The 21,941-nt window shown below is 71.5% G+C and carries 21 protein-coding genes; 16 read left to right on the top strand and 5 right to left on the bottom strand.

The features are described 5' to 3' along the window. Positions 1-2 precede the first annotated feature (2 nt). Positions 3-791, bottom strand: a complete 789-nt coding sequence (locus ACFSL2_RS07465; protein WP_377197246.1) for an LLM class F420-dependent oxidoreductase — start codon at positions 789-791, stop codon at positions 3-5. A 146-nt stretch (positions 792-937) separates the two neighbouring features. Here ACFSL2_RS07465 and ACFSL2_RS07460 point away from each other — a divergent pair, with 146 nt between their 5' ends. Then, positions 938-1,369: an SRPBCC family protein gene (locus ACFSL2_RS07460; RefSeq protein ID WP_377197245.1), complete on the top strand. Its 432-nt coding sequence runs from the start codon at positions 938-940 to the stop codon at positions 1,367-1,369. A gap of 26 nt (positions 1,370-1,395) precedes the next feature. Here the strand turns inward: ACFSL2_RS07460 and ACFSL2_RS07455 are convergent, their stop codons facing one another. Both ACFSL2_RS07455 and ACFSL2_RS07450 read right to left on the bottom strand, forming a co-directional pair. Continuing rightward, positions 1,396-2,154, bottom strand: a complete 759-nt coding sequence (locus tag ACFSL2_RS07455; RefSeq protein WP_377197244.1) for a methyltransferase domain-containing protein — start codon at positions 2,152-2,154, stop codon at positions 1,396-1,398. A 175-nt stretch (positions 2,155-2,329) separates the two neighbouring features. Then, positions 2,330-3,313 (bottom strand): quinone oxidoreductase family protein, encoded by a 984-nt coding sequence (locus ACFSL2_RS07450; protein ID WP_377197243.1) that lies wholly within the window; start codon positions 3,311-3,313, stop codon positions 2,330-2,332. Between the two features lie 81 nt (positions 3,314-3,394). Between ACFSL2_RS07450 and argC the strand changes: the two genes are divergently transcribed. The 12 genes from argC to ACFSL2_RS07390 all read left to right on the top strand — a co-directional run bounded on the left by argC (position 3,395) and on the right by ACFSL2_RS07390 (position 15,365). Beyond that, positions 3,395-4,477, top strand: coding sequence for an N-acetyl-gamma-glutamyl-phosphate reductase (gene argC, locus ACFSL2_RS07445; RefSeq protein WP_377197242.1), 1,083 nt, complete (start codon positions 3,395-3,397; stop codon positions 4,475-4,477). 73 nt (positions 4,478-4,550) lie between these two features. Further along, complete coding sequence (gene argJ / locus ACFSL2_RS07440) at positions 4,551-5,732, top strand: bifunctional glutamate N-acetyltransferase/amino-acid acetyltransferase ArgJ (RefSeq protein ID WP_377197241.1); 1,182 nt, start codon at positions 4,551-4,553, stop codon at positions 5,730-5,732. Beyond that, on the top strand, positions 5,729-6,643 hold the full coding sequence (gene argB / locus ACFSL2_RS07435) for an acetylglutamate kinase (RefSeq protein WP_377197240.1): 915 nt from the start codon (positions 5,729-5,731) through the stop codon (positions 6,641-6,643). Before argJ ends, argB begins: the two co-directional genes overlap by 4 nt. Next, a complete protein-coding gene (locus tag ACFSL2_RS07430) occupies positions 6,640-7,932 on the top strand; it encodes an acetylornithine transaminase (RefSeq protein WP_377197239.1) in 1,293 nt (430 codons plus the stop codon). The genes argB and ACFSL2_RS07430 overlap by 4 nt, the downstream gene beginning before the upstream one ends. Further along, the gene (gene argF, locus ACFSL2_RS07425) at positions 7,929-8,858 is read left to right on the top strand and encodes an ornithine carbamoyltransferase (protein WP_377197238.1); all 930 of its coding nucleotides are present in this window, start codon (positions 7,929-7,931) and stop codon (positions 8,856-8,858) included. Before ACFSL2_RS07430 ends, argF begins: the two co-directional genes overlap by 4 nt. Beyond that, entirely contained in the window at positions 8,858-9,367 is a 510-nt protein-coding gene (locus tag ACFSL2_RS07420) for an arginine repressor (protein ID WP_377197237.1), read from the top strand. The genes argF and ACFSL2_RS07420 overlap by 1 nt, the downstream gene beginning before the upstream one ends. Before the next feature lie 51 nt (positions 9,368-9,418). Then, positions 9,419-10,648 (top strand): argininosuccinate synthase, encoded by a 1,230-nt coding sequence (locus tag ACFSL2_RS07415; RefSeq protein ID WP_377197236.1) that lies wholly within the window; start codon positions 9,419-9,421, stop codon positions 10,646-10,648. After that, positions 10,645-12,156 (top strand): argininosuccinate lyase, encoded by a 1,512-nt coding sequence (argH, locus tag ACFSL2_RS07410; protein ID WP_377197235.1) that lies wholly within the window; start codon positions 10,645-10,647, stop codon positions 12,154-12,156. Before ACFSL2_RS07415 ends, argH begins: the two co-directional genes overlap by 4 nt. A gap of 101 nt (positions 12,157-12,257) precedes the next feature. After that, the gene (locus ACFSL2_RS07405; RefSeq protein WP_377197234.1) at positions 12,258-12,818 is read left to right on the top strand and encodes a uridine kinase family protein; all 561 of its coding nucleotides are present in this window, start codon (positions 12,258-12,260) and stop codon (positions 12,816-12,818) included. Between the two features lie 75 nt (positions 12,819-12,893). Further along, on the top strand, positions 12,894-13,256 hold the full coding sequence (locus ACFSL2_RS07400; protein WP_377197233.1) for a PadR family transcriptional regulator: 363 nt from the start codon (positions 12,894-12,896) through the stop codon (positions 13,254-13,256). Next, positions 13,256-14,602 (top strand): permease prefix domain 1-containing protein, encoded by a 1,347-nt coding sequence (locus ACFSL2_RS07395; RefSeq protein ID WP_377197232.1) that lies wholly within the window; start codon positions 13,256-13,258, stop codon positions 14,600-14,602. The genes ACFSL2_RS07400 and ACFSL2_RS07395 overlap by 1 nt, the downstream gene beginning before the upstream one ends. 22 nt (positions 14,603-14,624) lie before the next feature. Further along, the gene (locus ACFSL2_RS07390) at positions 14,625-15,365 is read left to right on the top strand and encodes a DNA-3-methyladenine glycosylase (RefSeq protein WP_377197231.1); all 741 of its coding nucleotides are present in this window, start codon (positions 14,625-14,627) and stop codon (positions 15,363-15,365) included. 105 nt (positions 15,366-15,470) lie between these two features. Here the strand turns inward: ACFSL2_RS07390 and ACFSL2_RS07385 are convergent, their stop codons facing one another. Together ACFSL2_RS07385 and ACFSL2_RS07380 are read right to left on the bottom strand one after the other, a co-directional pair. Beyond that, positions 15,471-16,502 (bottom strand): ATP-grasp domain-containing protein, encoded by a 1,032-nt coding sequence (locus ACFSL2_RS07385; RefSeq protein WP_377197230.1) that lies wholly within the window; start codon positions 16,500-16,502, stop codon positions 15,471-15,473. Between the two features lie 135 nt (positions 16,503-16,637). After that, positions 16,638-17,990 (bottom strand): MFS transporter, encoded by a 1,353-nt coding sequence (locus ACFSL2_RS07380; RefSeq protein WP_377197229.1) that lies wholly within the window; start codon positions 17,988-17,990, stop codon positions 16,638-16,640. A 289-nt stretch (positions 17,991-18,279) separates the two neighbouring features. Between ACFSL2_RS07380 and tyrS the strand changes: the two genes are divergently transcribed. The 3 genes from tyrS to glmS all read left to right on the top strand — a co-directional run bounded on the left by tyrS (position 18,280) and on the right by glmS (position 21,825). After that, the gene (gene tyrS / locus ACFSL2_RS07375; protein ID WP_377197228.1) at positions 18,280-19,539 is read left to right on the top strand and encodes a tyrosine--tRNA ligase; all 1,260 of its coding nucleotides are present in this window, start codon (positions 18,280-18,282) and stop codon (positions 19,537-19,539) included. 157 nt (positions 19,540-19,696) lie between these two features. Next, the gene (locus ACFSL2_RS07370; protein ID WP_377197227.1) at positions 19,697-19,960 is read left to right on the top strand and encodes a hypothetical protein; all 264 of its coding nucleotides are present in this window, start codon (positions 19,697-19,699) and stop codon (positions 19,958-19,960) included. Positions 19,961-20,001: 41 nt separating this feature from the next. Continuing rightward, positions 20,002-21,825, top strand: a complete 1,824-nt coding sequence (gene glmS, locus ACFSL2_RS07365) for a glutamine--fructose-6-phosphate transaminase (isomerizing) (RefSeq protein ID WP_377197226.1) — start codon at positions 20,002-20,004, stop codon at positions 21,823-21,825. The last annotated feature ends 116 nt before the right edge of the window (positions 21,826-21,941 follow it).

The raw sequence follows: 21,941 nt of genomic DNA, 5'->3' as shown, positions 1-21,941 counted from the left end.
GCTCAGCGGCGCTCGTCGCGCCACTCGACCCAGGCCCTGACCTCGCTCAGGTCGTACTCCGGCCCGGTGCTGCTCATCGTGAGGAGCGTCGCCCCGGCGGCGAGCAGCGCGTCACCCTTCGCCTCCGGTGTGCCGTTGACCTCCACGGACCGTTCCACGAGCCTGGCGGTGTCGCGCCCGACGGCGGCGCCGTGCTCGTCGAGGATGGCCGACTTGATCGTCAGGACGTCCACGTCGCCGAAGCTGTGCCAGATGTCCGCGTGCTCGGCGACGATGCGCAGCGTCTTCTTCACGCCGCCGCCACCGATCAGGATCGGGATCTCGCGCGTGGGCGCAGGGTTGCCCGCGGCGAGCCGAGCCTTGATCCGGGGCATGGCGTCCGCGAGGCTCGCGATGCGGGACCCGGCCGTGCCGAACTCGTAGCCGAACTGGTCGTAGTCCTTTTCGAACCAGCCGGCGCCGAGGCCGAGGACGAGACGCCCGCCCGAGATGTGGTCCACGGTGCGGGCCATGTCTGCCAGCAGGTCCGGATTCCGGTAGCCGTTGCCGGTCACCAGCGCGCCGATCTCGACGCGCTCGGTCTGCTCGGCCCAGGCGCCGAGCATCGTCCAGGACTCGAAGTGCTTGCCGTCCGGATCACCGTGGAGCGGGAAGAAGTGGTCCCAGTTGAACAGGATGTCGACGCCCAGGTCCTCGGCGCGGAGCACCGCGTCGCGGAGGGCGGAGTAGTCGGCGTGCTCCGGCTGCAGCTGCAGCCCTATCCGAACGGGGCGATCAGTCAGATCAGTCATGCCGGAAGCGTAGAAGGGCTCCGCAGGTGTCGCACTCGCCCGACCGGGCGTCCCGGACGTGTGTCGTCACGTCGCACGGGATGCCGTGGGTCGAGACTATGGGGGTGCCGCCGGTCGGCGACCACCGGAGACGAGCAGGAGCAACCATGCCGAACTACAGCACGTCCGCGGAGATCGACGCCTCGCCGGAGGAGGTCTGGGCCGTCCTGTCCGACATCGAGCGGATGCCGGACTGGACGGCCTCCATGACCTCCGTGTCGATCATCGACGGACCGAACCCGCCGGACGTCGGCACGCAGGTGCGGATCGAGCAGCCCAAGCTACCCCTCGCGATCTGGCTCGTCGACGAGTGGGACCCGCCGCGGCACTTCGCGTGGATCAGCGAGGCCCCCGGAGTCACCACACAGGCCGAGCACCTGGTGGAACGCCTGCCCGACGGCCGGTCCCGCGTCACGCTCGCGATCACCCAGACCGGTGGCCTGGCGTGGCTGCTGGGCGGGCTGACCAAGGGGCGTACACGGCAGTACGTCGACACGGAGCTGAGGAGCCTGCGGGCCCGGGTGGCGGCGGAGGGCTGAGCGCAGGCGCAGCGCCTACTGCGGGCTCAGGCCCGCGTCGCCACCACGAACACCCGACGGAACGCCAGCGGCGTGCCGTAGGAACGCTCCGGGTAGGCGGTTCGCAGCGCCGCGCCGAACTCCTCCTCGAACCGGGTGCGCAGCGCGGGGTCCTCGGCCTCCAGGGCCTGGAGCGTGGGCTGGGCTCCCGTCGCCGAGATCCAGCGCAGCACCGGGTCCGGTCCGTGCAGCAGGTGCGTGTACGTGGTCTCCCACGCGTCGACGGACCAGCCCGGCCGGGCCAGCAGGTCCAGGTACTCGGCCGGGTCGGCGGTGGCGCGCCGTTCGACCGGCCCGAGCACGTCGGCGTAGGGCTCCCGTGCGGCGACCTCGCGCAGCAGGAGGTGGCTCGGCGCATCATGGTTGCCCGGAACCTGGAACGCGAACGTCTGCGCGGCCCGGTCGGCGAGCGTGGTGAGCAGCTCGCGGTGGCCGGGCACCCATTGGAGCGCCGCGTTGCTGATGACGAGGTCGGCGGTGTGGTCGTCGCTGGCGAGGTCGGCCAGGACGTACTCGGTGCCCGGGTCGGCGGCACGCGCCTGCTCGATCATCGCGGGGGAGGCATCGACACCGGTGACGTGAGCCCCCGGCCAGCGCGCCCGGAGCACGGCGGTGAGATGGCCGGGGCCGCACCCGAGGTCGACGACGGAGGCGGGTGTCCCGGGCACCCGCGCGACCAGCTCCGTGAACGGGCGGGACCGCTCGTCCGTGTACTGCAGGTATGCGCTGGGGTTCCAGTCGACCACGGCCACTCCTTGACGTCGAGTATCTCGACATCAAGATACACCGTCCGCGGGCCCGCGCGCCGCAGCCCCGCGATTACGCCCGAACACGGGGTTGATCCGGGCGCAATCACGGGGCCGCGGCGTTCGCGGGAGGCAACCGACCGAACTCGCGTCGGTGGACGGGAGGGCGCGATCCTCAGGGGACGAGCAGCACCTTGCCGGTCGTGGCCCGGCCCTCCAGCGCCTCGTGCGCGGCCCTGGCGTCGGCCAGCGGGAAGGTGGACCCGATGTGGACGTCCAGGTCGCCCGACGCCGCGGCTCCGAGCACCTCGGAGGTGCGCCACTCGAGCTCGTCCCGGCTGAGCGTGTAGTGCGTGATCGTCGGCCGCGTGAGGAACAGCGAGCCGCCCTTGTTGAGCCGCTGCGGGTCGAGCGGCGGCACCTGGCCCGACGCCCCGCCGAACAGCACCAGCATCCCGCGCGGACGCAGGGAGGCGAGGGATGCCTCGAAGGTGGCCTTGCCGACGCCGTCGTACACGACGTGCACGCCCTTGCCGTCGGTGAGCTCGCGCACGGCCGCCGGCAGCTCGCTCGTGAGGTCGGACATCGCCGCGTAGTCGATGGTGTGCGCCGCCCCGGCCGCTGAAGAGAGCTCCGCCTTCTCGGGCGTCGAGACCGTGGTGAGGACCCGGCCCCCGTTCGCTACTGCGAGCTGGGTGGCCAGCAGGCCGACGCCGCCTGCGCCCGCGGTCAGCAGCACGTCGTGCCCCGGCTGCACCTCGAACGTGGACCGGACGAGGTAGTGCGCGGTGATGCCCTGCAGCGGCAGGGCGGCGGCGGTGGTGAGCTCCAGCCCGTCGGGTACCGGCACGACGCCGGCGGCGTCCACCGCCACGAGCTCCGCGTACGATCCGTGCCCCTCGTGCCAGGCCACGCGGTCGCCGACCGCGAAGCTGGCGACACCGTCGCCGAGCGCCTCCACGGTGCCTGCCCCCTCGACCCCCACCACGTGCGGGTAGTCCATGGGGTAGACGCCACCGCGGCGATAGGTGTCGATGAAGTTCACGCCCGCTGCCGCGACGCGGACCAGGAGCTGGCCGGGACCCGGCGTCGGGTCGGGGAGCTCGGTGTACGAAAGGACCTCGGGGCCGCCCGCCTGACGGGCTACGACTGCGTGCATGGACCGAGCCTATGCCGCGTGCCGGCCACGCCGCCGCGTGCCGGGTTTCGCCGCGCTGCATATTTATGTATGCTGCGGAATATGTCCAGCAGCCAGCTCATCCGCGTCGCCGTCGCCGGCGCGTCCGGTTATGCGGGCGGGGAGGCCCTCCGCCTCCTGGCCGCCCATCCGTTCGTCGAGATCGGCACGCTCACCGCGCACACCAACGCCGGTTCGAGCCTCGGCGAGGTGCAGCCGCACCTGCGCGGCCTCGCGCACCGCATCCTGGAGCCCACCACCCCCGACACCCTGCTGGGCCACGACGTGGTGCTGCTCGGGCTGCCGCACGGGGCGTCGGCCCAGGTGGCGGCGCAGCTCCCGGACGACGTCCTCGTCGTGGACCTCGGGGCCGACCACCGGCTGGAGTCGGCGAGCGACTGGGAGCAGTTCTACGGCTCGACGCACGCCGGGTCCTGGCCCTACGGGCTGCCCGAGCTGATCCACGCCGAGGCGCCGGGCGCCGACGTCGCCTCCGCGGCCCGCCAGCGCGACAAGCTGGCCGGCGCGCGCCGGATCGCCGTACCCGGCTGCAACGTCACGGCGGTGACCCTCGGCCTGCAGCCGGGCGTCGCGGCCGGCGTGGTGGCGCCCACCGACATCGTGGCCGTCCTGGCCAACGGGTACTCGGGCGCGGGCAAGGCCCTCAAGCCGCACCTCCTGGCGAGCGAGGCCCTCGGGTCGGCGCAGCCGTACGGGGTGGGTGGCACGCACCGGCACATCCCGGAGATCCAGCAGAACCTGCGGGCCGCAGGGGCGCCCGAGGTGAGCATCAGCTTCACGCCCACCCTCGTACCGATGGCTCGCGGCATCCTCGCGACGGCCACCGCTCCGCTGGTCCCGGGCGTCGACCCGGAGCAGGTCCGGGCCGTGTGGGAGGCCGCCTACGCCGACGAGCCGTTCGTGCACCTCCTGCCGGAGGGGCAGTGGCCCAGCACCGCGATGACCCTGGGCGCCAACACCGCCTGCGTGCAGGTCGCGGTCGACGCCGCGGCGCGCCGGGTCGTCACGGTCACCGCCATCGACAACCTCGTCAAGGGGACCGCGGGCGCGGCGATCCAGTCCATGAACCTCGCCCTCGGTCTGCGGGAGACCGCGGGCCTCATCACCGAAGGAGTCGCACCATGACCCGGGGAGCCCTGACCGAGGTAGTTCTGTCCCAGGTAGTTCTGTCCCAGGCAGTCCGGACCGGGGGAGCACAGTGAGCGTCACCGCGGCACAAGGCTTCCGGGCGGCCGGCATCACGGCCGGCCTCAAGGCGTCCGGTACGCCGGACCTGGCACTCGTCGTCAACGACGGACCCGAGCACACCGCGTCCGCCGTCTTCACGAGCAACCGGGTGGTCGGCGCACCCGTGATGTGGTCGCGCCAGGCGGTCAAGGACGGTGTCGCCCGCGCCGTCGTCCTCAACTCCGGCGGCGCCAACGTGTGCACCGGTCCGGGCGGTTTCCAGGACGCGCACGCCACCGCCGAGAAGGTCGCCGCCGAGCTGGGCATCGGCGCGATCGACGTGCTGGTCGGCTCGACCGGCCTGATCGGCGTCCGGCTCGCCGCGGACAAGCTCCTGGCGGGCGTCCCCGTCGCGGTCGGCGCGCTCGCGGCCGACGCGGCGGCCGGACAGGCCGCGGCCACCGCCATCATGACCACCGACACCGTCGCCAAGACGGCGGTGCGCACGGTCGAGACCCCGCAGGGCACCTTCACGGTCGGTGGCATGGCCAAGGGCGCGGGCATGCTCGCGCCCGCCCTGGCCACGATGCTGTGCGTGGTGACCACCGACGCCGTGGTCCACACGGTCGACGCCGACGCCGCCCTGCGGGCCGCCACCCGCGTCACCTTCGACCGCGTCGACTCGGACGGCGCCATGTCCACCTCGGACACCGTGGTGCTGATGGCCTCGGGCGCGGCGGAGGTCACGCCCGACCCCGACGTGCTCACCGAGGCGGTCACGGCCGTGTGCGCGGACCTCGCCCGCCAGCTCGTGGCCGACGCCGAGGGTGCGTCCCACGACATCGCCATCACCGTCACGAACGCCACCACCGAGGACGCGGCGCTCGCGGTCGCGCGGGCCGTGAGCCGGTCCAACCTCGTCAAGGCCGCGGTCTTCGGCAACGACCCCAACTGGGGCCGCATCCTGTCGCAGGTCGGCACCGTGCCGGAGGAGGTCGCCCCGTTCGACCCGGCCGAGCTCGACGTCAGCGTCAACGGGGTGCTCGTCTGCAAGGCGGGCGGTGCCTTCGAGCCGCCGGAGAAGGTCGACATGGCGGCGGCGCGGGACGTCACCTTCACCATCGACCTGCACGCCGGCGACGCCGAGATCACGCTCTGGACCAACGACCTCACGCACGACTACGTCCACGAGAACAGCGCGTACAGCTCATGAGCAGCGACATCGTCAACGGGCTGCGCCCCGACCAGAAGGCGGAGGTGCTCATCGAGGCCCTGCCCTGGCTGCAGGAGTTCTCCGGCGCGCTCGTCGTCGTCAAGTACGGCGGCAACGCGATGATCGACGCCGGCCTCAAGGCCGCGTTCGCCCAGGACATGGTGTTCCTGCGCCAGGTGGGCCTGCGGCCGGTCGTCGTGCACGGCGGGGGACCGCAGATCAACGCGATGCTGGACCGCCTCGGCATCGCCTCGGAGTTCAAGGGTGGCCTGCGTGTCACCACGCCCGAGGCGATGGAGGTGGTGCGCATGGTCCTGACCGGGCAGGTCAGCCGCGAGCTGGTCGGCCTGATCAACGCGCACGGCCCGGTCGCCGTCGGCCTGTCGGGGGAGGACGGCGGCCTGCTCGGCGCCGAACGCCGGCACGCCGTGGTGCACGGCGAACCCGTCGACGTCGGGCTCGTGGGCGACGTCGTGCAGGTGGACCCCCGTGCCGTCGAGGACCTGCTGCAGGCCGGCCGCATCCCCGTGGTGTCCACGATCGCACCCGACAAGGACGACCCCACCCAGGTGCTCAACGTCAACGCGGACACCGCGGCGTCGGCGCTCGCGGTGGCCCTGGGCGCCAAGAAGCTCATCGTCCTGACGGACGTCGAGGGCCTGTACACGGCGTGGCCCGACCGGACCTCGCTGGTGGAGCGCATCACGGCGCCGGAGCTCTCCCAGCTCCTGCCGAGCCTGGAGTCCGGCATGGTGCCCAAGATGGAGGCGTGCCTGCGCGCGGTCGAGGGCGGGGTGGCCGCCGCGACGGTCATCGACGGGCGCCAGCCGCACAGCGCGCTCCTGGAGGTCTTCACCACCCGGGGCAACGGCACGATGGTCGTCCCCGCAGAGGAAGGTGCCGGCGCATGAGCACGGTGATCCCCGTAGAAGGCTCGGCACTGTCGGCCGACGGATCGGTCGAGGGGTGGACGCAGCGGTACTCGGGCGCGGTGATGGACACGTTCGGCCCGCCGCAGCAGGTGCTGGTGCGTGGTGAGGGCGCGTACGTGTGGGACGCGGACGGCGAGCGGTACCTCGATCTGCTCGGCGGCATCGCGGTGAACTCGCTGGGCCACGCCCATCCGACCCTCACCGCGGCCATCAGCGCACAGCTCGGCACGCTGGGGCACGTGTCGAACTTCTTCGGCACGCCCGCCCAGATCGCGCTGGCCGAGACGCTGCTGCGCACGGCGCAGGCCCCGGACGGGTCGCGTGTGTTCCTGACCAACTCGGGCACCGAGGCGGTCGAGGCGGCGTTCAAGATGACGCGCCGGGTCGCCTCGTCGTCCGGCGTAGGCACCCGCACCCGCGTGCTCGCCCTCGAGGGGGCCTTCCACGGCCGGTCGATGGGTGCCCTCGCGCTGACGGCGAAGACCGCCTACCGGGAGCCGTTCGAGCCGCTGCCCGGTGGTGTCGAGCACCTGCCGTTCGGTGACCTCGCCGCTCTGGAGGCCGCGTTCGCACCGGCGTCGGTCGCCGAGCACGGCGAGGTGGCGGCGCTGGTGGTCGAGCCGGTGCAGGGCGAGGCCGGGGTGCGGCCCCTCCCGCCCGGCTACCTCGCAGCGGCCCGCCGCCTGACCACGGCGCACGGTGCGCTGCTCGTCCTGGACGAGGTCCAGACGGGCGTGGGCCGGTGCGGTTCCTGGTTCGCCTACCAGCAGCCGGAGATCGGCGGCGGCATCGTGCCCGACGTCGTCCTGGCCGCCAAGGGCCTCGGTGGCGGCTTCCCCGTCGGCGCGGTGATCGCGTACGGCGCGGCCGCGAACCTGCTGGGCCGTGGACAGCACGGCAGCACCTTCGGCGGCAACCCTGTCGCCGCCGCGGCGGCGCTCGCGACGATCGGCGTGATCGAGCGCGACGGGCTGCTGGCGAACGTCCGCGAGGTCGGGGCGCTGCTGCGCCAGGAGATCGAGATGTGCGGCAGCCCGCTCGTCAAGGAGGTCCGTGGCCGCGGCCTGCTGCTCGCCGTCGTGCTGAACGAGCCCGTGGCGGCGCAGGTGGCCGCCGCGGCGCTCCGGGCCGGGTTCATCGTGAACGCGGTGGCGCCCGACGCGGTCCGGCTCGCCCCGCCCCTGATCCTGACCGCGGAGCAGGCCATGGACGCCGCCCGCTTCTTCGCGACGCTCTCGCTGCCTGACGAGTCCAAGGAGGACATGTGACCCGCCATTTCCTGCGTGACGACGACCTCGCGCCGGCCGAGCAGAGGGCCGTCCTGGAGCTGGGCCTCGCCCTGCGCGAGGACCGGTTCGCCCGCCGCCCGCTGGAGGGGCCGCACGCCGTCGCGTTCATCACCGACAAGCCGACGCTGCGTACCCAGGTCTCGTTCGCCACGGGCATCGCCGAGCTCGGCGGCTTCCCCCTCCTGGTGGACGGCAACCTCGCCAAGATCGGCGTGCGCGAGTCCATCGCGGACACCACACGCGTCCTGGACCGGCAGGTCTCCGCCATCGTGTGGCGCACCTTCGGTCAGGAGCGCATCGAGGAGATGGCCGCCGTCTCGCGCGTGCCGGTCGTCAACGCGCTGACCGACCAGTTCCACCCGTGCCAGATCCTCGCCGACCTGCTCACGGTGGCCCAGCACCGGGGCCTCGACGCCGTGCCGGGCACCACGTTCGCGTACGTCGGCGACGCCGCGAACAACATGGCGTGCTCGTACCTGCTGGGTGGGACCACGGCGGGGATGCACGTGCGGGTCGCGGGGCCGGAGGGCTTCCTGCCCGACGCCGCCGTGGTTGCCCGGGCACGTGAGATCGCCGGTGCGACGGGCGGCTCGGTGACCGTGACGACCTCCGCCAAGGAGGCCGTCGCGGGCGCCGACGTCGTGGCCACCGACACCTGGGTGTCGATGGGCGACGAGGTCGAGGCCGCGGAACGGGCCAAGCCGTTCTGGGACTTCCAGCTCGGCCAGGAGCTGCTCCAGGCCGCCGCTCCCGACGCGCTGGTGCTGCACTGCCTCCCTGCCTACCGTGGCAGGGAGATCACGGCCGAGGTGATCGACGGGCCGCAGTCCGTGGTCTGGGACGAGGCCGAGAACCGCCTGCACGCGCAGAAGGCGCTGCTGGCCTGGCTGCTGGAGCAGGGCTGATGGTCACCAAGCAGACGGCGACGACCGCCACGACCAAGGCGGCCCGGCACGCCCGGATCACCGAGATCGTGCTCCGCAACGCCATCCACTCGCAGGCGGAGCTGGCCGACGCGCTCGCGGCCGACGGCGTGATCGTCACGCAGGGCACGCTCTCGCGCGACCTCATCGAGCTGCAGGCCGAGAAGGTGCGGGGCTCGGACGGCACCCTGGTCTACGCGGTCCCTGGTGAGGGCGGGGACCGCAGCGCACAGTCGGACGCGAGCGAGGAGTACCTGTCCGCGCGGCTGACCCGGCTCGCCAAGGAGCTGCTGGTCTCCGCGGAGTCGTCGGGCAACCTCGTCGTGCTCCGCACCCCGCCGGGGGCGGCCAACCTGCTGGCCTCGGCGATCGACCACTCCGTGTTTCCCGGGATGCTCGGCACCATCGCGGGGGACGACACGATCCTCGTGATCGCACGCGACGCCGACGGCGCCGCGCTGGCCGGGCGCTTCCTCGCGCTCAGCGCCTGAGAACACACCACAATCGCACCAGACACCACCACCGGAAAGAGATCGTCAATCATGACTGAACGCGTCGTGCTCGCCTACTCGGGCGGCCTGGACACCTCCGTCGCCATCGGCTGGATCGCCGAGGCCACCGGGGCCGAGGTGGTCGCCGTGGCCGTTGACGTCGGCCAGGGCGGCGAGGACATGAACGTCATCCGCAAGCGCGCGCTGGACTGCGGCGCCGTCGAGGCGTACGTCGCCGACGCGCGCGACGAGTTCGCCGCGGAGTACTGCATGCCCGCCCTGCGGGCCAACGGCATGTACCTCGATCGTTACCCGCTGGTCTCCGCCATCTCCCGGCCCGTGATCGTCAAGCACATGGTGCGCGCGGCCCGCCAGTTCGGCGCCTCGACCGTGGCGCACGGCTGCACCGGCAAGGGCAACGACCAGGTCCGCTTCGAGGTGGCCACGACGTCGCTGGCACCCGACCTGAAGTCGATCGCGCCCGTGCGTGACCTCGCGCTGACCCGTGAGAAGGCCATCGACTACGCGGAGAAGCACGACCTGCCGATCGCGACCACGAAGAACAACCCGTTCTCGATCGACCAGAACGTGTGGGGCCGTGCCGTCGAGACGGGCTTCCTCGAGGACATCTGGAACGAGCCCACCAAGGACGTCTACTCCTACACCGACGACCCGACGTTCCCGCCGGTCGCCGACGAGGTGCTGATCACCTTCGAGCAGGGCGTCCCGGTCGCGATCGACGGCGTCGCCGTCACCCCGCTGCAGGCCATCCAGGAGATGAACCGCCGCGCCGGAGCGCAGGGTGTCGGCCGCATCGACATCGTCGAGGACCGCCTCGTGGGCATCAAGTCCCGCGAGATCTACGAGGCCCCCGGTGCGATCGCGCTCATCGCCGCGCACCAGGAGCTGGAGAACGTCACGCTCGAGCGGGAGCAGGCCCGGTTCAAGCGGCAGGTGGAGCAGCGCTGGAGCGAGCTCGTGTACGACGGCATGTGGTTCTCGCCGCTGAAGAAGTCGCTCGACGTCTTCGTCGACGACACCCAGCGGTACGTCTCCGGCGAGATCCGCATGGTGCTGCACGGTGGCCGCGCCACCGTGACCGGGCGCCGCTCGGAGCAGTCGCTCTACGACTTCAACCTCGCCACCTACGACGAGGGCGACGCGTTCGACCAGTCGCAGGCCCGTGGCTTCATCGAGATCTACGGCCTCACGGCCAAGCTCGCCGCCGCGCGCGACGAGAAGTTCGGCAACGGCGTGGACCTGGGGGTCGGGACACTGTGACGGAGCACGACGGCACAGGTCATGACAGCACGGGTCCGGACGCCGCGGCGACGGGAGTCGAGCGGCCGGCCTCCGGCACCGTCGGTGCGCCCTCGGGCGAGAAGGTAGCCCTCTGGGGCGGCCGGTTCGCCGGGGGACCGGCGCCGGAGCTGGCCGCGCTCTCCCAGTCGACGCACTTCGACTGGCAGCTCGCGCCCTACGACATCGCCGGCTCGAAGGCGCACGCACGCGTGCTGGCGGGCGCGGGCCTGCTCGCCGAGCCGGAGCTCGCCCGGATGATCGACGCCCTGGACGTGCTGGAGCAGGACGTCGCCTCCGGCGCGTTCCTCCCGGTGCTGGACGACGAGGACGTGCACACCGCCCTCGAACGCGGGCTGCTGGAGCGGGCGGGGGAGGAGCTGGGCGGCAAGCTCCGCGCCGGCCGGTCCCGGAACGACCAGATCGCCACCCTGGTGCGCCTCTACCTGCGGGACCGGGCCAGGACCATCGGCGCACAGGTCCTCGACCTCGTGGACGAGCTGATCACCCAGGCGATCGCCGCGGGCGACGCCCCCATGCCGGGGCGCACGCACCTGCAGCACGCCCAGCCGGTCCTGCTCGCGCATCATCTGCTGGCGCACGCCTGGCCGCTGCTGCGTGACGTCGACCGACTCCTCGACTGGGACGTGCGGGCGTCGAAGTCGCCCTACGGGTCCGGCGCGCTCGCGGGCTCGTCCCTCGGTCTGGACCCGGCGGCGGTGGCCACCGACCTGGGGCTGGAGGGCGGTCCGGTCGAGAACTCGATCGACGGCACGGCGTCACGTGACGTGGCGGCGGAGTTCGCGTTCGTCGCGGCGATGATCGCGGTGGACCTGTCGCGGATCGCGGAGGAGGTCATCCTCTGGAACACCAAGGAGTTCGGCTTCGTCCGGCTGGACGACGCCTACTCAACGGGTTCGTCGATCATGCCGCAGAAGAAGAACCCGGACATCGCCGAGCTCGCGCGCGGCAAAGCGGGTCGCGTGATCGGCGACCTGGTGGGGCTGCTCACCACGCTCAAGGGCCTCCCGCTCGCGTACAACCGCGACCTGCAGGAGGACAAGGAGCCGGTGTTCGACCAGGTGGCGACGCTCACGACGGTCCTGCCCGCGTTCTCGGGCATGGTGCGCACCATGGTCTTCGACACGGACCGGATGGCCGAGCTCGCCCCGCAGGGCTTCTCGCTCGCCACGGACATCGCGGAGTGGCTCGTGCGGCAGGGCGTCCCGTTCCGGGTGGCGCACGAGGTGGCCGGCTCCTGCGTGCAGGAGTGCGAGGCGCGCGGCATCGAGCTCTGGGACCTGTCCGACGACGACCTCGCCAAGATCTCGGAGCACCTCACACCGGAGGTGCGGGGCGTGCTGTCCGTCGAGGGCTCGCTCGCCTCGCGCGACGCGGTCGGCGGCACCGCCCCGGCCCGGGTCCGGGAACAGATCGAGCTGGCGAAGGAACGTTCGACGGAGTACCGCTTCTGGGCCGAGCCGGAGTAGGTCTGTCCTGATCCGTCGCCGGCCCAGCGATTGCGCCCAGGATTCGCGTGAGCTCTGGGCGCAATCGCTGGGCCGGCGAGTTCTCTGAGGAGTGATGCCGCGTGACCGTCCCGCCATCCGTGCTGGGTGAGCTGCTCGACCGCATCCGGGTCGCCGACGCGCGTCTCGTGTGCGTCGACGGGCCGGCCGGCTCCGGCAAGACGACCCTGGGTGCCCAGCTGGCCGACGCGCTGGAGGCACCGGTCATCCATATGGACGACCTCTACGAGGGCTGGTCCGGCGGGCCGGACGGCGGCGCGGCGAACCTCCGCCGGTGGGTCCTGGACCCGCTGGTGGCCGGGGAGCAGGTCCGCTACCGGCGCTACGACTGGGTCGACGGCGACTGGGCCGAGTGGCACGCCGTCCCGCCGTCGGCCCATCTCGTGGTGGAGGGCTGTGGCGCGGCGGCGCGCCAGGTGGACGCGCTGGGCGCGTACCGCATCTGGGTGGAGGCCGACGACGCCGAACGCCTGCGCCGGGGCCTGGAGCGCGACGGCGCCGAAGCGCGCGACCACTGGATCGCCTGGATGGCCGACGAGGCGGCGCACTACGAGCGTGAGCGCACGCGGGAACGCGCTGACGTGCGGCTGGACGGGTTCGGCACGCCGGCCGAGGAGACGTAGAGCCAACACCTAGATCTGCTAGGCCTAGTGCTGCTAGGGTTCCTATCCCTAGCAGCACTAGGCATTGGAGTGCGGGTGCACATCGACAAAGACCTCGTCGCGGCCTCGGCCACGCCGCTCGTCCTCGGCATCCTGGCCGACGGCGAGTCGTACGGCTATGCGATCGTCAAGCGCGTCAACGAGCTCTCCGGCGGACGCATGCAGTGGACCGACGGCATGCTCTACCCCCTGCTCCACCGGCTCGAACGGCTCGGGTACGTGCAGGCCACCTGGGGCACGTCCGAGGCCGGACGCCGTCGCAAGCACTACGCGATCACGGGAGCGGGCCGCGACGCCCTCGCCGACCGTCAGCAGCAGTGGTCCGTCGTCGCCGACGCCCTGAAGCAGGTGTGGCAGGACGTCCAGCAGCCTCCCACCGTGGCAGAAGGGTGGGCCTGATGACCGACCACCCGCAGCTCGAGGCGCAGATCGACCAGTGGCGCGGCTACGTCCAGCGCCGTCGGGCCATCTCCGCCGGCGACGTCGAGGAGATGGAGGACCACCTGCGCGAGCAGGTGACCGACCTGACCCGCACCGGACTCGACGACGACGAGGCCTTCCTCGTCTCGGTCAAGCGCATGGGCAACCTCGACGACGTCTCCCGCGAGTTCGCCCGCGAGCATTCCGACCGGCTCTGGAAGCAGCTCGTCCTGCTCCCCGACGCGCCAGACGGCCGCACGCATCCCTGGCGCGAGCTCGGCGTCGTGCTGGCGCTCGCGATCGGGGCCGGCATCGCGGTCAAGGCCGGGATCGAGCTGATCGGCGACGAGATGGCCGTCATGCGCAACATCGGCCTGCTCGTGCTGCCGTTCCTCGCCGGGTACTTCGCCTGGAAGCGGAAGCTGACCTGGCAGGTCGCGGTGGCGCTCCTGATCCCGTTCGCCCTGCTCGCGGTAGTGCTGAACGTCTACCCGTTCGAGCCGGACGGCTCGACCCTGTTCCTCGCGGCCAGCCACTCGCTAGTCGCCCTGTGGGCGCTGATCTCGGTCGCCTACGCGGGCGGACGATGGCGGTCCGACGCCCGCCGCATGGACTACGTCCGCTTCACCGGCGAGCTCGCCATCTACTACGTCCTGCTCGCCCTGGGCGGGGGCGTGCTGATCGGCCTCACGCTGGGCACTCTCGGGCTGGCCGGCGTCGACTTCGAACCCGCCCTCGAGTCCTGGATCCTCCCGTTCTGCGTCCCCGGCGCGCTCATCGTCGCGGCCTGGCTGGTCGAGGCCAAGCAGAACGTCGTGGAGAACATCGCGCCCGTCCTCACGCGCGTCTTCACCCCGCTGACGATCGCGATGCTGCTGGTCTTCCTGGGCGTCTTCGCGACCGCCGGCGGGCCCCTCGGAGCCGAGCGCGAGCTGCTCATCCTCATGGACATGGTGCTCGTGCTGGTCCTGTGCCTGCTGCTCTACTCGATCTCCGCGCGCGACACGCTCGCACCGCCCGGCCTGTTCGACGTGCTCCAGCTCGTCCTCGTGGTCGCGGCGCTCGCGGTCGACGCGGTGGCGCTCACCGCGATGCTGAGCCGCATCGCCGAGTTCGGGTTCAGCGCCAACAAGGTGGCGGCCCTGGGCCTGAACCTCGTGCTGCTGGTGCACCTGCTCTGGTCGGCCTGGCTGTCGGTCGGGTTCCTCCGCGGGACGCGCCCGTTCGGACCCATCGAGCGGTGGCAGACCCGGTACCTGCCCGCCTACGCCGGGTGGGCGGCGATCGTGGTCGTGATCTTCCCGCCGGCTTTCGCGTTCGCGTAGCGGCGCCGTGCATGATCGGGGCATGAGTTCTCCCGGCGGTGGTCGCAGCGGTGGCCCGGGCGGTGGTCTCGGCGACGTTCCCGCCAGCGTTCCCGGCGGCGTTCCTGCCAGCGTCCCTGGCAGGGACTGGTACGCACGGCCGGTGCTCGAGGTCGCCCGAGACCTGTTGGGGGCCGTTCTGACCCGGCGCACCGCCGACGGCGTCGTCTCCCTGCGCCTCACGGAGGTCGAGGCGTACGACGGGCCGACCGACCCGGGCTCGCACGCCTATCGCGGACGCACCCGGCGGAACGCGACGATGTTCGGTGAGCCCGGGCGGTTGTACGTGTACCGGCACCTGGGTCTGCACCACTGCGTGAACGTGGTGTGCGGCCCGGAGGGGGAGGCGTCGGCGGTGCTGGTCCGGGCGGGGGAGGTGGTCGACGGCGCAGACCTCGCCCGCGCCCGGCGCCTCGCCTCGGGCGTGGCCCGGTCCGACCGTGACCTTGCGCGCGGCCCGGCCCGCCTGGCGGTCGCCCTGGGCCTCGACCTGTCCGACGACGGCGCCGACGTCACCGACCCGGACGGCGCCGTGCTGCTGAGCCGCCCTCCGGCCGAGCCCGTTCCGTCGGCCGGAGCTGCGAGTTCCCCTGCCGTGCTGCGCACCGGGCCGCGCGTCGGCGTGAGCGGCGAGGGAGGCCGTGCCGACCTGTTCCCCTGGCGCTTCTGGCTGGATGCCGAGCCGACCGTCTCGGCCTACCGCGCGGCCCCCGCACGCACCTGACCTCGGTCAGATGTCCTCCGCAGGCCGCTGAGTTCGGTCGCTTGCCCTCCGCAGGCCGCTGAGTTCGGTCGCATGGGATGAGATCGGTCAGTCAACCGACCGATCTCATCCCAAGTGACCGAAGTTGATGAGTTCGGTCGAGGCCGGGTAGGTCTCTCGGAGCACGCGGGCCAGATGGCGCACGATCTCGCGCGGACCCGACTTCGTGGTGTCCCGCTCGACGTCGCTGTTGTAGTTCGTGTTGGTGTTCACGTCGTACGTGAGCACCCGGCCGTCGGCGGTCCGGATGTTCTCGATGCCGGCGACCTCGATGCCGTGCCGCTTCGTGAACTCGAGGTACTTGGCCACCACCGGGTCGTCGTAGCCCTCGCGCTCGGAGAACAGGCCCCACTCCTCGTCGGGCGCCATGGAGATGGTCGCGCCGACCGGCGGGACCGGGCGGCCGGTCTCCGGGTCGATGACGCAGGCGTCGGCGGGGCACAGCTGGAACCCGCCACGCTCGGTGTCTCCCCGGACGGCGTAGATCATCTCGCCGCCCACGATCTCCACCCGGGTGATGCCGCCGTCGGCAGCGACCACGTACTCCTGGACGAGCGTGATGCCGTCGACGGGCTCCTCGTACTCGTCGGACCCGACGTAGTCGGTCAGGTCCTCGAACGAGTCGAACTTGCGCACGCCCAGGCCCTTGCCGCCCTGGTTGTGCTTGGTGACGAACGGGGTGGGGAACCCCTGCGCGGCCTTCAGTACCTGGTCCCGTCCGACGGCGGCCACCGTGCGCGGCGTGTCGATCCCCGCGGCGCGGAGCGCCGTGAGCTGGTCCACCTTGCTGACCTCCAGCTCGAGCACCCGGCGGCCGTTGACCGTGCGGCGGCCGTAGGCCTCGAGCCAGGACAGCACGGCGCGGGAGTAGTCCTTGGTCAGCCCGTGGTCGCGCGTGTGGCTGCTCGCCGAGATGCGGGACCAGAAGATGCCCTCGGGCGGAGCCTCGTCGAGGTCGAGCACACCGTCGGTCAGCACCCACTCCACGTACTCGACGCCCTCGGCCGCGAAGGCTTCGGCGAACGGGGGGAACCATTCGGGGTTCTCGTGCAGGGCATAGATCTTGGGGGTGCTCACAGGGACCTTCCGAACGCACATCTGCCGTCGATGGAACACGTCAATACTGGCACGCGGTCCGCGGCGGACGGCTGTGTCGTGCGGCACAGGGCGTGCGGCGGGCAGCGGAGGAGGCCGGCCCCGGGGCGTCCGGGACCGGCCTCCGTCCAGATTCGGCTACGAGTGGTCGGCCGGAACCACCGCGGCCGCATCGACCGGTTCGGCGGCCGGTTCGCCGACTGGTCCCCCTACCGGTTCGGCTACCGGTTCGCCGAGCGGGTCGGCGACCGGCTCCGGCGCCGTGTCGACCTGGGCGAGCGACCGTCGTGCCGCGGGGACGGCGAGGATCGTGCCCAGCACGACGACCAGCAGCACACCGGCCAGGACGAGGAGCGACTGCACGGAGAACTGGTCGGCCAGCGGGCCGAACACCACCATGGACAGCGGCATCGCGACGGTCATGACGATGCCGACGAAGCCGAACACCCGGCCTTGCATCTCGGGTTCCACGCGCTCCTGGATGATCGTGAACGCCGGCGTGTTGAGGGTGGCGAACGTGATGCCGATCAGCAGTCCGAGCACGAAGAACACCCACATGTTCGTCGACACGCCGAGCCCGGCGACGAGCACACCCGTCAGCAGCACCGAGCCCACCATGAGCCGCACCCGGCGCTTGATCCGGGGCCCGAAGCTCGCCATGAGCAGTCCGCCGAGCAGCATGCCGCCGCCCCAGAACAGCTCGTTGGCCGTCAGCTTCCACACCTCGTCCCCGAAGGTGCGGGTGACCATCAGCGGTGTGAGGTAGCTCGGCGCGCCGACCAGGAACATCACGAGGGCGAAGAGCGACACCAGCCACTTCACGGGGGCGTTCGAGCCGATGTACCGCACGCCGGCCGCAAGGTCGCCGAAATAGCTGACCGGGCCGTTCGCGGCGTCGGACCGGATCAGCCGTGGCACCCGGACCATCGCGAGCATGCCCACACCGATCAGCGCGGTCGCCGCGTCCACGAAGAACACGGCGACGATGTCGAACGACGCATAGACCACGGCGGCCAGGGCCGGGGCGAGGAGCATCATCCCCGACTGGATCGACTGGAACATCCCGTTGACCCGCATCAGCTGATCGGCCGGCGCGATCTGGGGGATCATCGCGCTCACGGCGGGCGTCTGGATCCCCGCGAACACCGACCGGACGGCCAGCGCCAGGTAGATGACCCAGAGGTCGTCGACGCCGCTCGCCATGAGGAGGGCCAGCCCGAGCGTCACCACCGCGATCGTCGTGTCGGCTCCCATGATCAGGAGCTTGCGGGAATGCCGGTCGGCCCACACGCCGCCGAAGATCGACATGAACGCCTGCGGCAGCATGCCGAACACGATGCTCAGCATGAGTACCGACCCTGATCGGGTCTCGATGGTGAGGTGCCACATGACGGCGAACATCACCAGCATCGAGCCGAGCAGAGAGATGGTCTGCCCGGTCAGGAACAGCCCGACGTTCCGCTTCCAGCCGGGCATCTCGACGTTGCTCATGGCTCAACCCTGCCCGAGGGTGCGGCGGAACGCGGAGCCTTTTCTGTATCCATGGAACGTTCGACGGCGGGACGCGCCAGAAGTCATCGGGCGACGTGGAACCCGGGCATGCCGGGGAGAGCGTGTTCTCATGCCTCCACTCTTCTTCCTCAACTTTGGTTGAGGTCAAGGGTGCGAGACCGGTGCGCGTCCACGCCCCGCCGTCGGGCAGACTATGACCAGCGGGCCGGCTACCGGCTCGCCGCGCGGCCCGGACGGGCCCGCACCCACGGAACAAGGAGCAACCACGGTGACCGACATCCTCGACGAGCTGCAATGGCGAGGCCTGGTGGCACAGTCCACCGACGAGGCCGCGCTGCGTTCTGCACTGTCGGAGGGCACCGTGGACTATTACGTGGGCTTCGACCCCACGGCCCCGTCGCTGCACATCGGCAACCTGGTGCAGGTCCTGACCGCGCGCCGGCTGCAGGACGCCGGTCACCGGCCGTACCTGCTGGTCGGCGGTGCGACGGGTCTTATCGGCGACCCGCGCGACTCGGGCGAGCGCATCCTCAACTCGCCCGAGACCGTCGCCGCCTGGGTGGAGCGCATCCGCGCGCAGATCGAGCCGCACCTGTCGTTCGACGGCGAGAACGCGGCGCAGATGGTGAACAACCTGGACTGGACCGGTCCGATGTCGGCCATCGAGTTCCTGCGCGACATCGGCAAGCACTTCCGCCTCGGGACCATGCTGTCGAAGGACATCGTCGCGCGCAGGCTCAGCTCGGAGGACGGCCTCAGCTTCACCGAGTTCAGCTACCAGGTGCTGCAGGGCATGGACTACCGCGAGCTGTACAAGCGGCACGGCATCACGCTCCAGCTGGGCGGTAACGACCAGTGGGGCAACCTGCTGGCCGGTGTCGAGCTGCTCCGCAAGGCCGAGGGCGTGAGCGCGCACGCGCTCACCACACCGCTGATCACCAAGGCCGACGGCACCAAGTTCGGCAAGTCCGAGGGCGGCGCCGTCTGGCTCGACCCGGACATGACGAGCCCGTACGCCTTCTACCAGTTCTGGCTCAACCAGGCCGACGCCGACGTCGTGAACTACCTCAAGGTGTTCACGTTCCGCAGTCAGGAAGAGATCGCTGAGCTCGAGCGCGAGGTGGCCGAACGGCCCTTCGCGCGCGAGGCGCAGAAGGCGCTCGCGGGCGACGTCACCACGCTGGTCCACGGCGCCGGCGCCACGGAGGCGGTCATCGCGGCGAGCCAGGCGTTGTTCGGTCGTGGCTCGCTCGACGAGCTCGACGCCCGGACGCTCGCCGGAGCGGTCTCGGAGCTGCCGCGGGTCACGGCCAAGGCGGGGGACCCGGTCGCCGACCTCCTGGTCGGTTCGGGGCTCGTGGCGTCGAAGGGCGCCGCACGCCGGGCCATCGCCGAGGGCGGTGCCTACGTGAACAACGTCAAGGTGACGTCCGACGACGCCGCACTCGCCTCCGAGGACCTGCTGCACGGCCGGTTCGCGGTGCTGCGCCGGGGCAAGAAGACGCTGGCGGTGGCGACGTCGGAGTGACGTCGCCCTGACCGGCCGCGCCGGAACGCGACGGCGGTCGCTCGCTGAGAAGCGGGCGGCCGCCGTTTTCGTGCCCGCACACCCTCGCTCCTCCCCATCTTGCCCGAATTCGGGCAAGAAATTGCTCTTCGCTGTCGAGGGGTCCAGTCTCTTCGCCATGAGGACGTCTTCCGACCTGGTCGCCCACGTGGCGGCCACCACAGGGCTCTCGCCCGCGGAGGCGGCGCGGGTGATCGGCGACGTGGTGGCGTACTTCGCCACTCCGGTCGAGGACGTCGTCCGACGGCGGCACGCCGAGCTGAAGACCCGCGGCGCCAAGAACCCGGAGATCTTCGAACGCATCGCCGCCGAGCTGGAGCACCAGGTCGTCGCGGCTCCGCAGCTCAGCGAGCGACAGCTGCGCCGGATGATCTACGGCTGACCGCGCCCGGTCCTGTTCCGTTCCCTGAAGGAGCATCAAACATGTGTGGAATCGTTGGTTACGTCGGCGGCCAGAACGCCGCCCCGTTGCTCGTGGAGGCGCTCGGGCGGCTCGAACACCGGGGATACGATTCGGCGGGTGTCGCCGTCGTCGGCTCCAGGACCCGGGTGACGAAGCGGGCCGGACGCGTCCGCGACCTCGCCGAGGTCCTGCCCAAGCGCATGTCCGGACAGGTGGGCATCGGCCACACCCGCTGGGCGACGCACGGCCCTGCGACCGACCTCAACGCCCACCCGCACACGGACGCGAGCGGTGCGGTGGCAGTGGTGCACAACGGCATCGTCGACAACGCCGCCGCACTCCGTGCGCGGCTCACGGACCAGGGCGTCGTGCTCGCCAGCGACACCGACTCCGAGGTGTTCGCTCATCTCGTGGCCCGCTCCACCGCGGACTCGCTGGAGGGCAAGGTCGTCGACGCGCTCGACGCCGTCGAGGGAACCTACGGGCTGGCAGTGGTGCACGCCGACTTCCCGGACCGGGTGGTGGTGGCCCGCAACGGCAGCCCTCTCCTCGTCGGGGTGGGGGACAAGGAGATGTTCGTGGCCTCCGACCTCGCGGCACTCGTGCGCCACACCACCACGGTGGCGCACCTGGCCGACGGCGAGCTGGCGACCGTCACGGCGTCCGGGTTCACGACGTTCCGCCGGGACCTGACTCGTACGCAGACCGAGGCGCGCGAGGTCGACGTGGACCCCAGCGCCTACGAGCACGGTCTGGTCGACGGCCGTCCGCGCATGTACACGGAGATGCTCGAGCAACCCGCGAGCGTGGAGCGCGCACTGCGGGGCCGCCTTGACGAACGGTTCGCCACGGCGCACCTGGGCGGGCTCGAGATGGATGCCCGCGAGCTGCGCGCGGTCCGGCGCGTCAAGATCCTGGGCTGCGGCTCCGCCTACTACGTGGGGCAGATGGGCGCGTCCCTCATCGAGGAGCTCGCCCGCGTGCCCGCCGACGCGGAGCCGGCGAGCGAGTTCCGCTATCGCAGCCCGGTGATCGAGCCGGACACCCTGTACGTGGCGGTGAGCCAGTCCGGCGAGACCATCGACACGCTGCTGGCGGTAGAGGAGATCCGCCGCAAGGGCGGCCGGGTCATCGGTCTGGTCAACGTGGTCGGTTCCGCGATAGCCCGCGCCTGCGACGGCGGCATCTACCTCCATGCCGGTCCCGAGATCGCGGTCGCCTCGACCAAGGCGCTCACCACCATGTTCGTGGGCTTCGCTCTGCTGGCCCTCCAGCTCGGACGCGTGCGCGACCTCTCCGTCGCCGACGGACGCCGGCTCGTGGCCGGGCTGCAGAACCTCCCGGCCCAGATCGAGCAGGTGCTGAGCACCGAGGACCGGATCGCGCAGGTCGCCACGGCGCTCGCCGAAGCAGAGAGCCTGTTCTTCGTGGGTCGGGTCCGCGGCTTCCCGGTCGCCCGCGAGGGAGCACAGAAGTTCAAGGAGATCAGCTACCGGCATGCCGAGGCCTACCAGATGTCGGAGCTGAAGCACGGCCCGCTCGCCCTCATCTCGCCGGAGGTACCGACCGTCGCGGTGGTGCCGGACGACGAACTGACCGATCGCAACGTGGCGGCCCTCCACGAGATCGCCGCGCGAGGCGGGCCGCTGGTCGTCGTCACGCACGCCGGCGTGGATCTGGGGGAGCTGCAGGCGGAACGGATCGATGTGCCGCGCAACGAACGGGAGCTCGATCCGCTGCTCCTGACGGTGCCGATGCAGCTCCTTGCATTCCACGCGGCGCTCGCGCTCGGGCACGACGTCGACAAGCCGCGAAACCTGGCCAAGTCCGTCACGGTGGAGTGACCGCGTGGCCGTCGGGAGGGACCCTGCCCGACGGCCCCGCCCCGGCAGGCCCCTCGGAAGGCCCGCTGGCAAGCGGATTTGGCGTGTGGGCCTCCCGCTGTGTAATGTTCCGGTTG

It is taken from the genome of Promicromonospora aerolata (assembly GCF_042682255.1).
Lineage (GTDB): Bacteria > Actinomycetota > Actinomycetes > Actinomycetales > Cellulomonadaceae > Promicromonospora > Promicromonospora aerolata.
The sequence above is the reverse complement of the archived record's forward strand: the minus strand, read 5'-3'. Positions and strand labels throughout refer to the sequence as shown.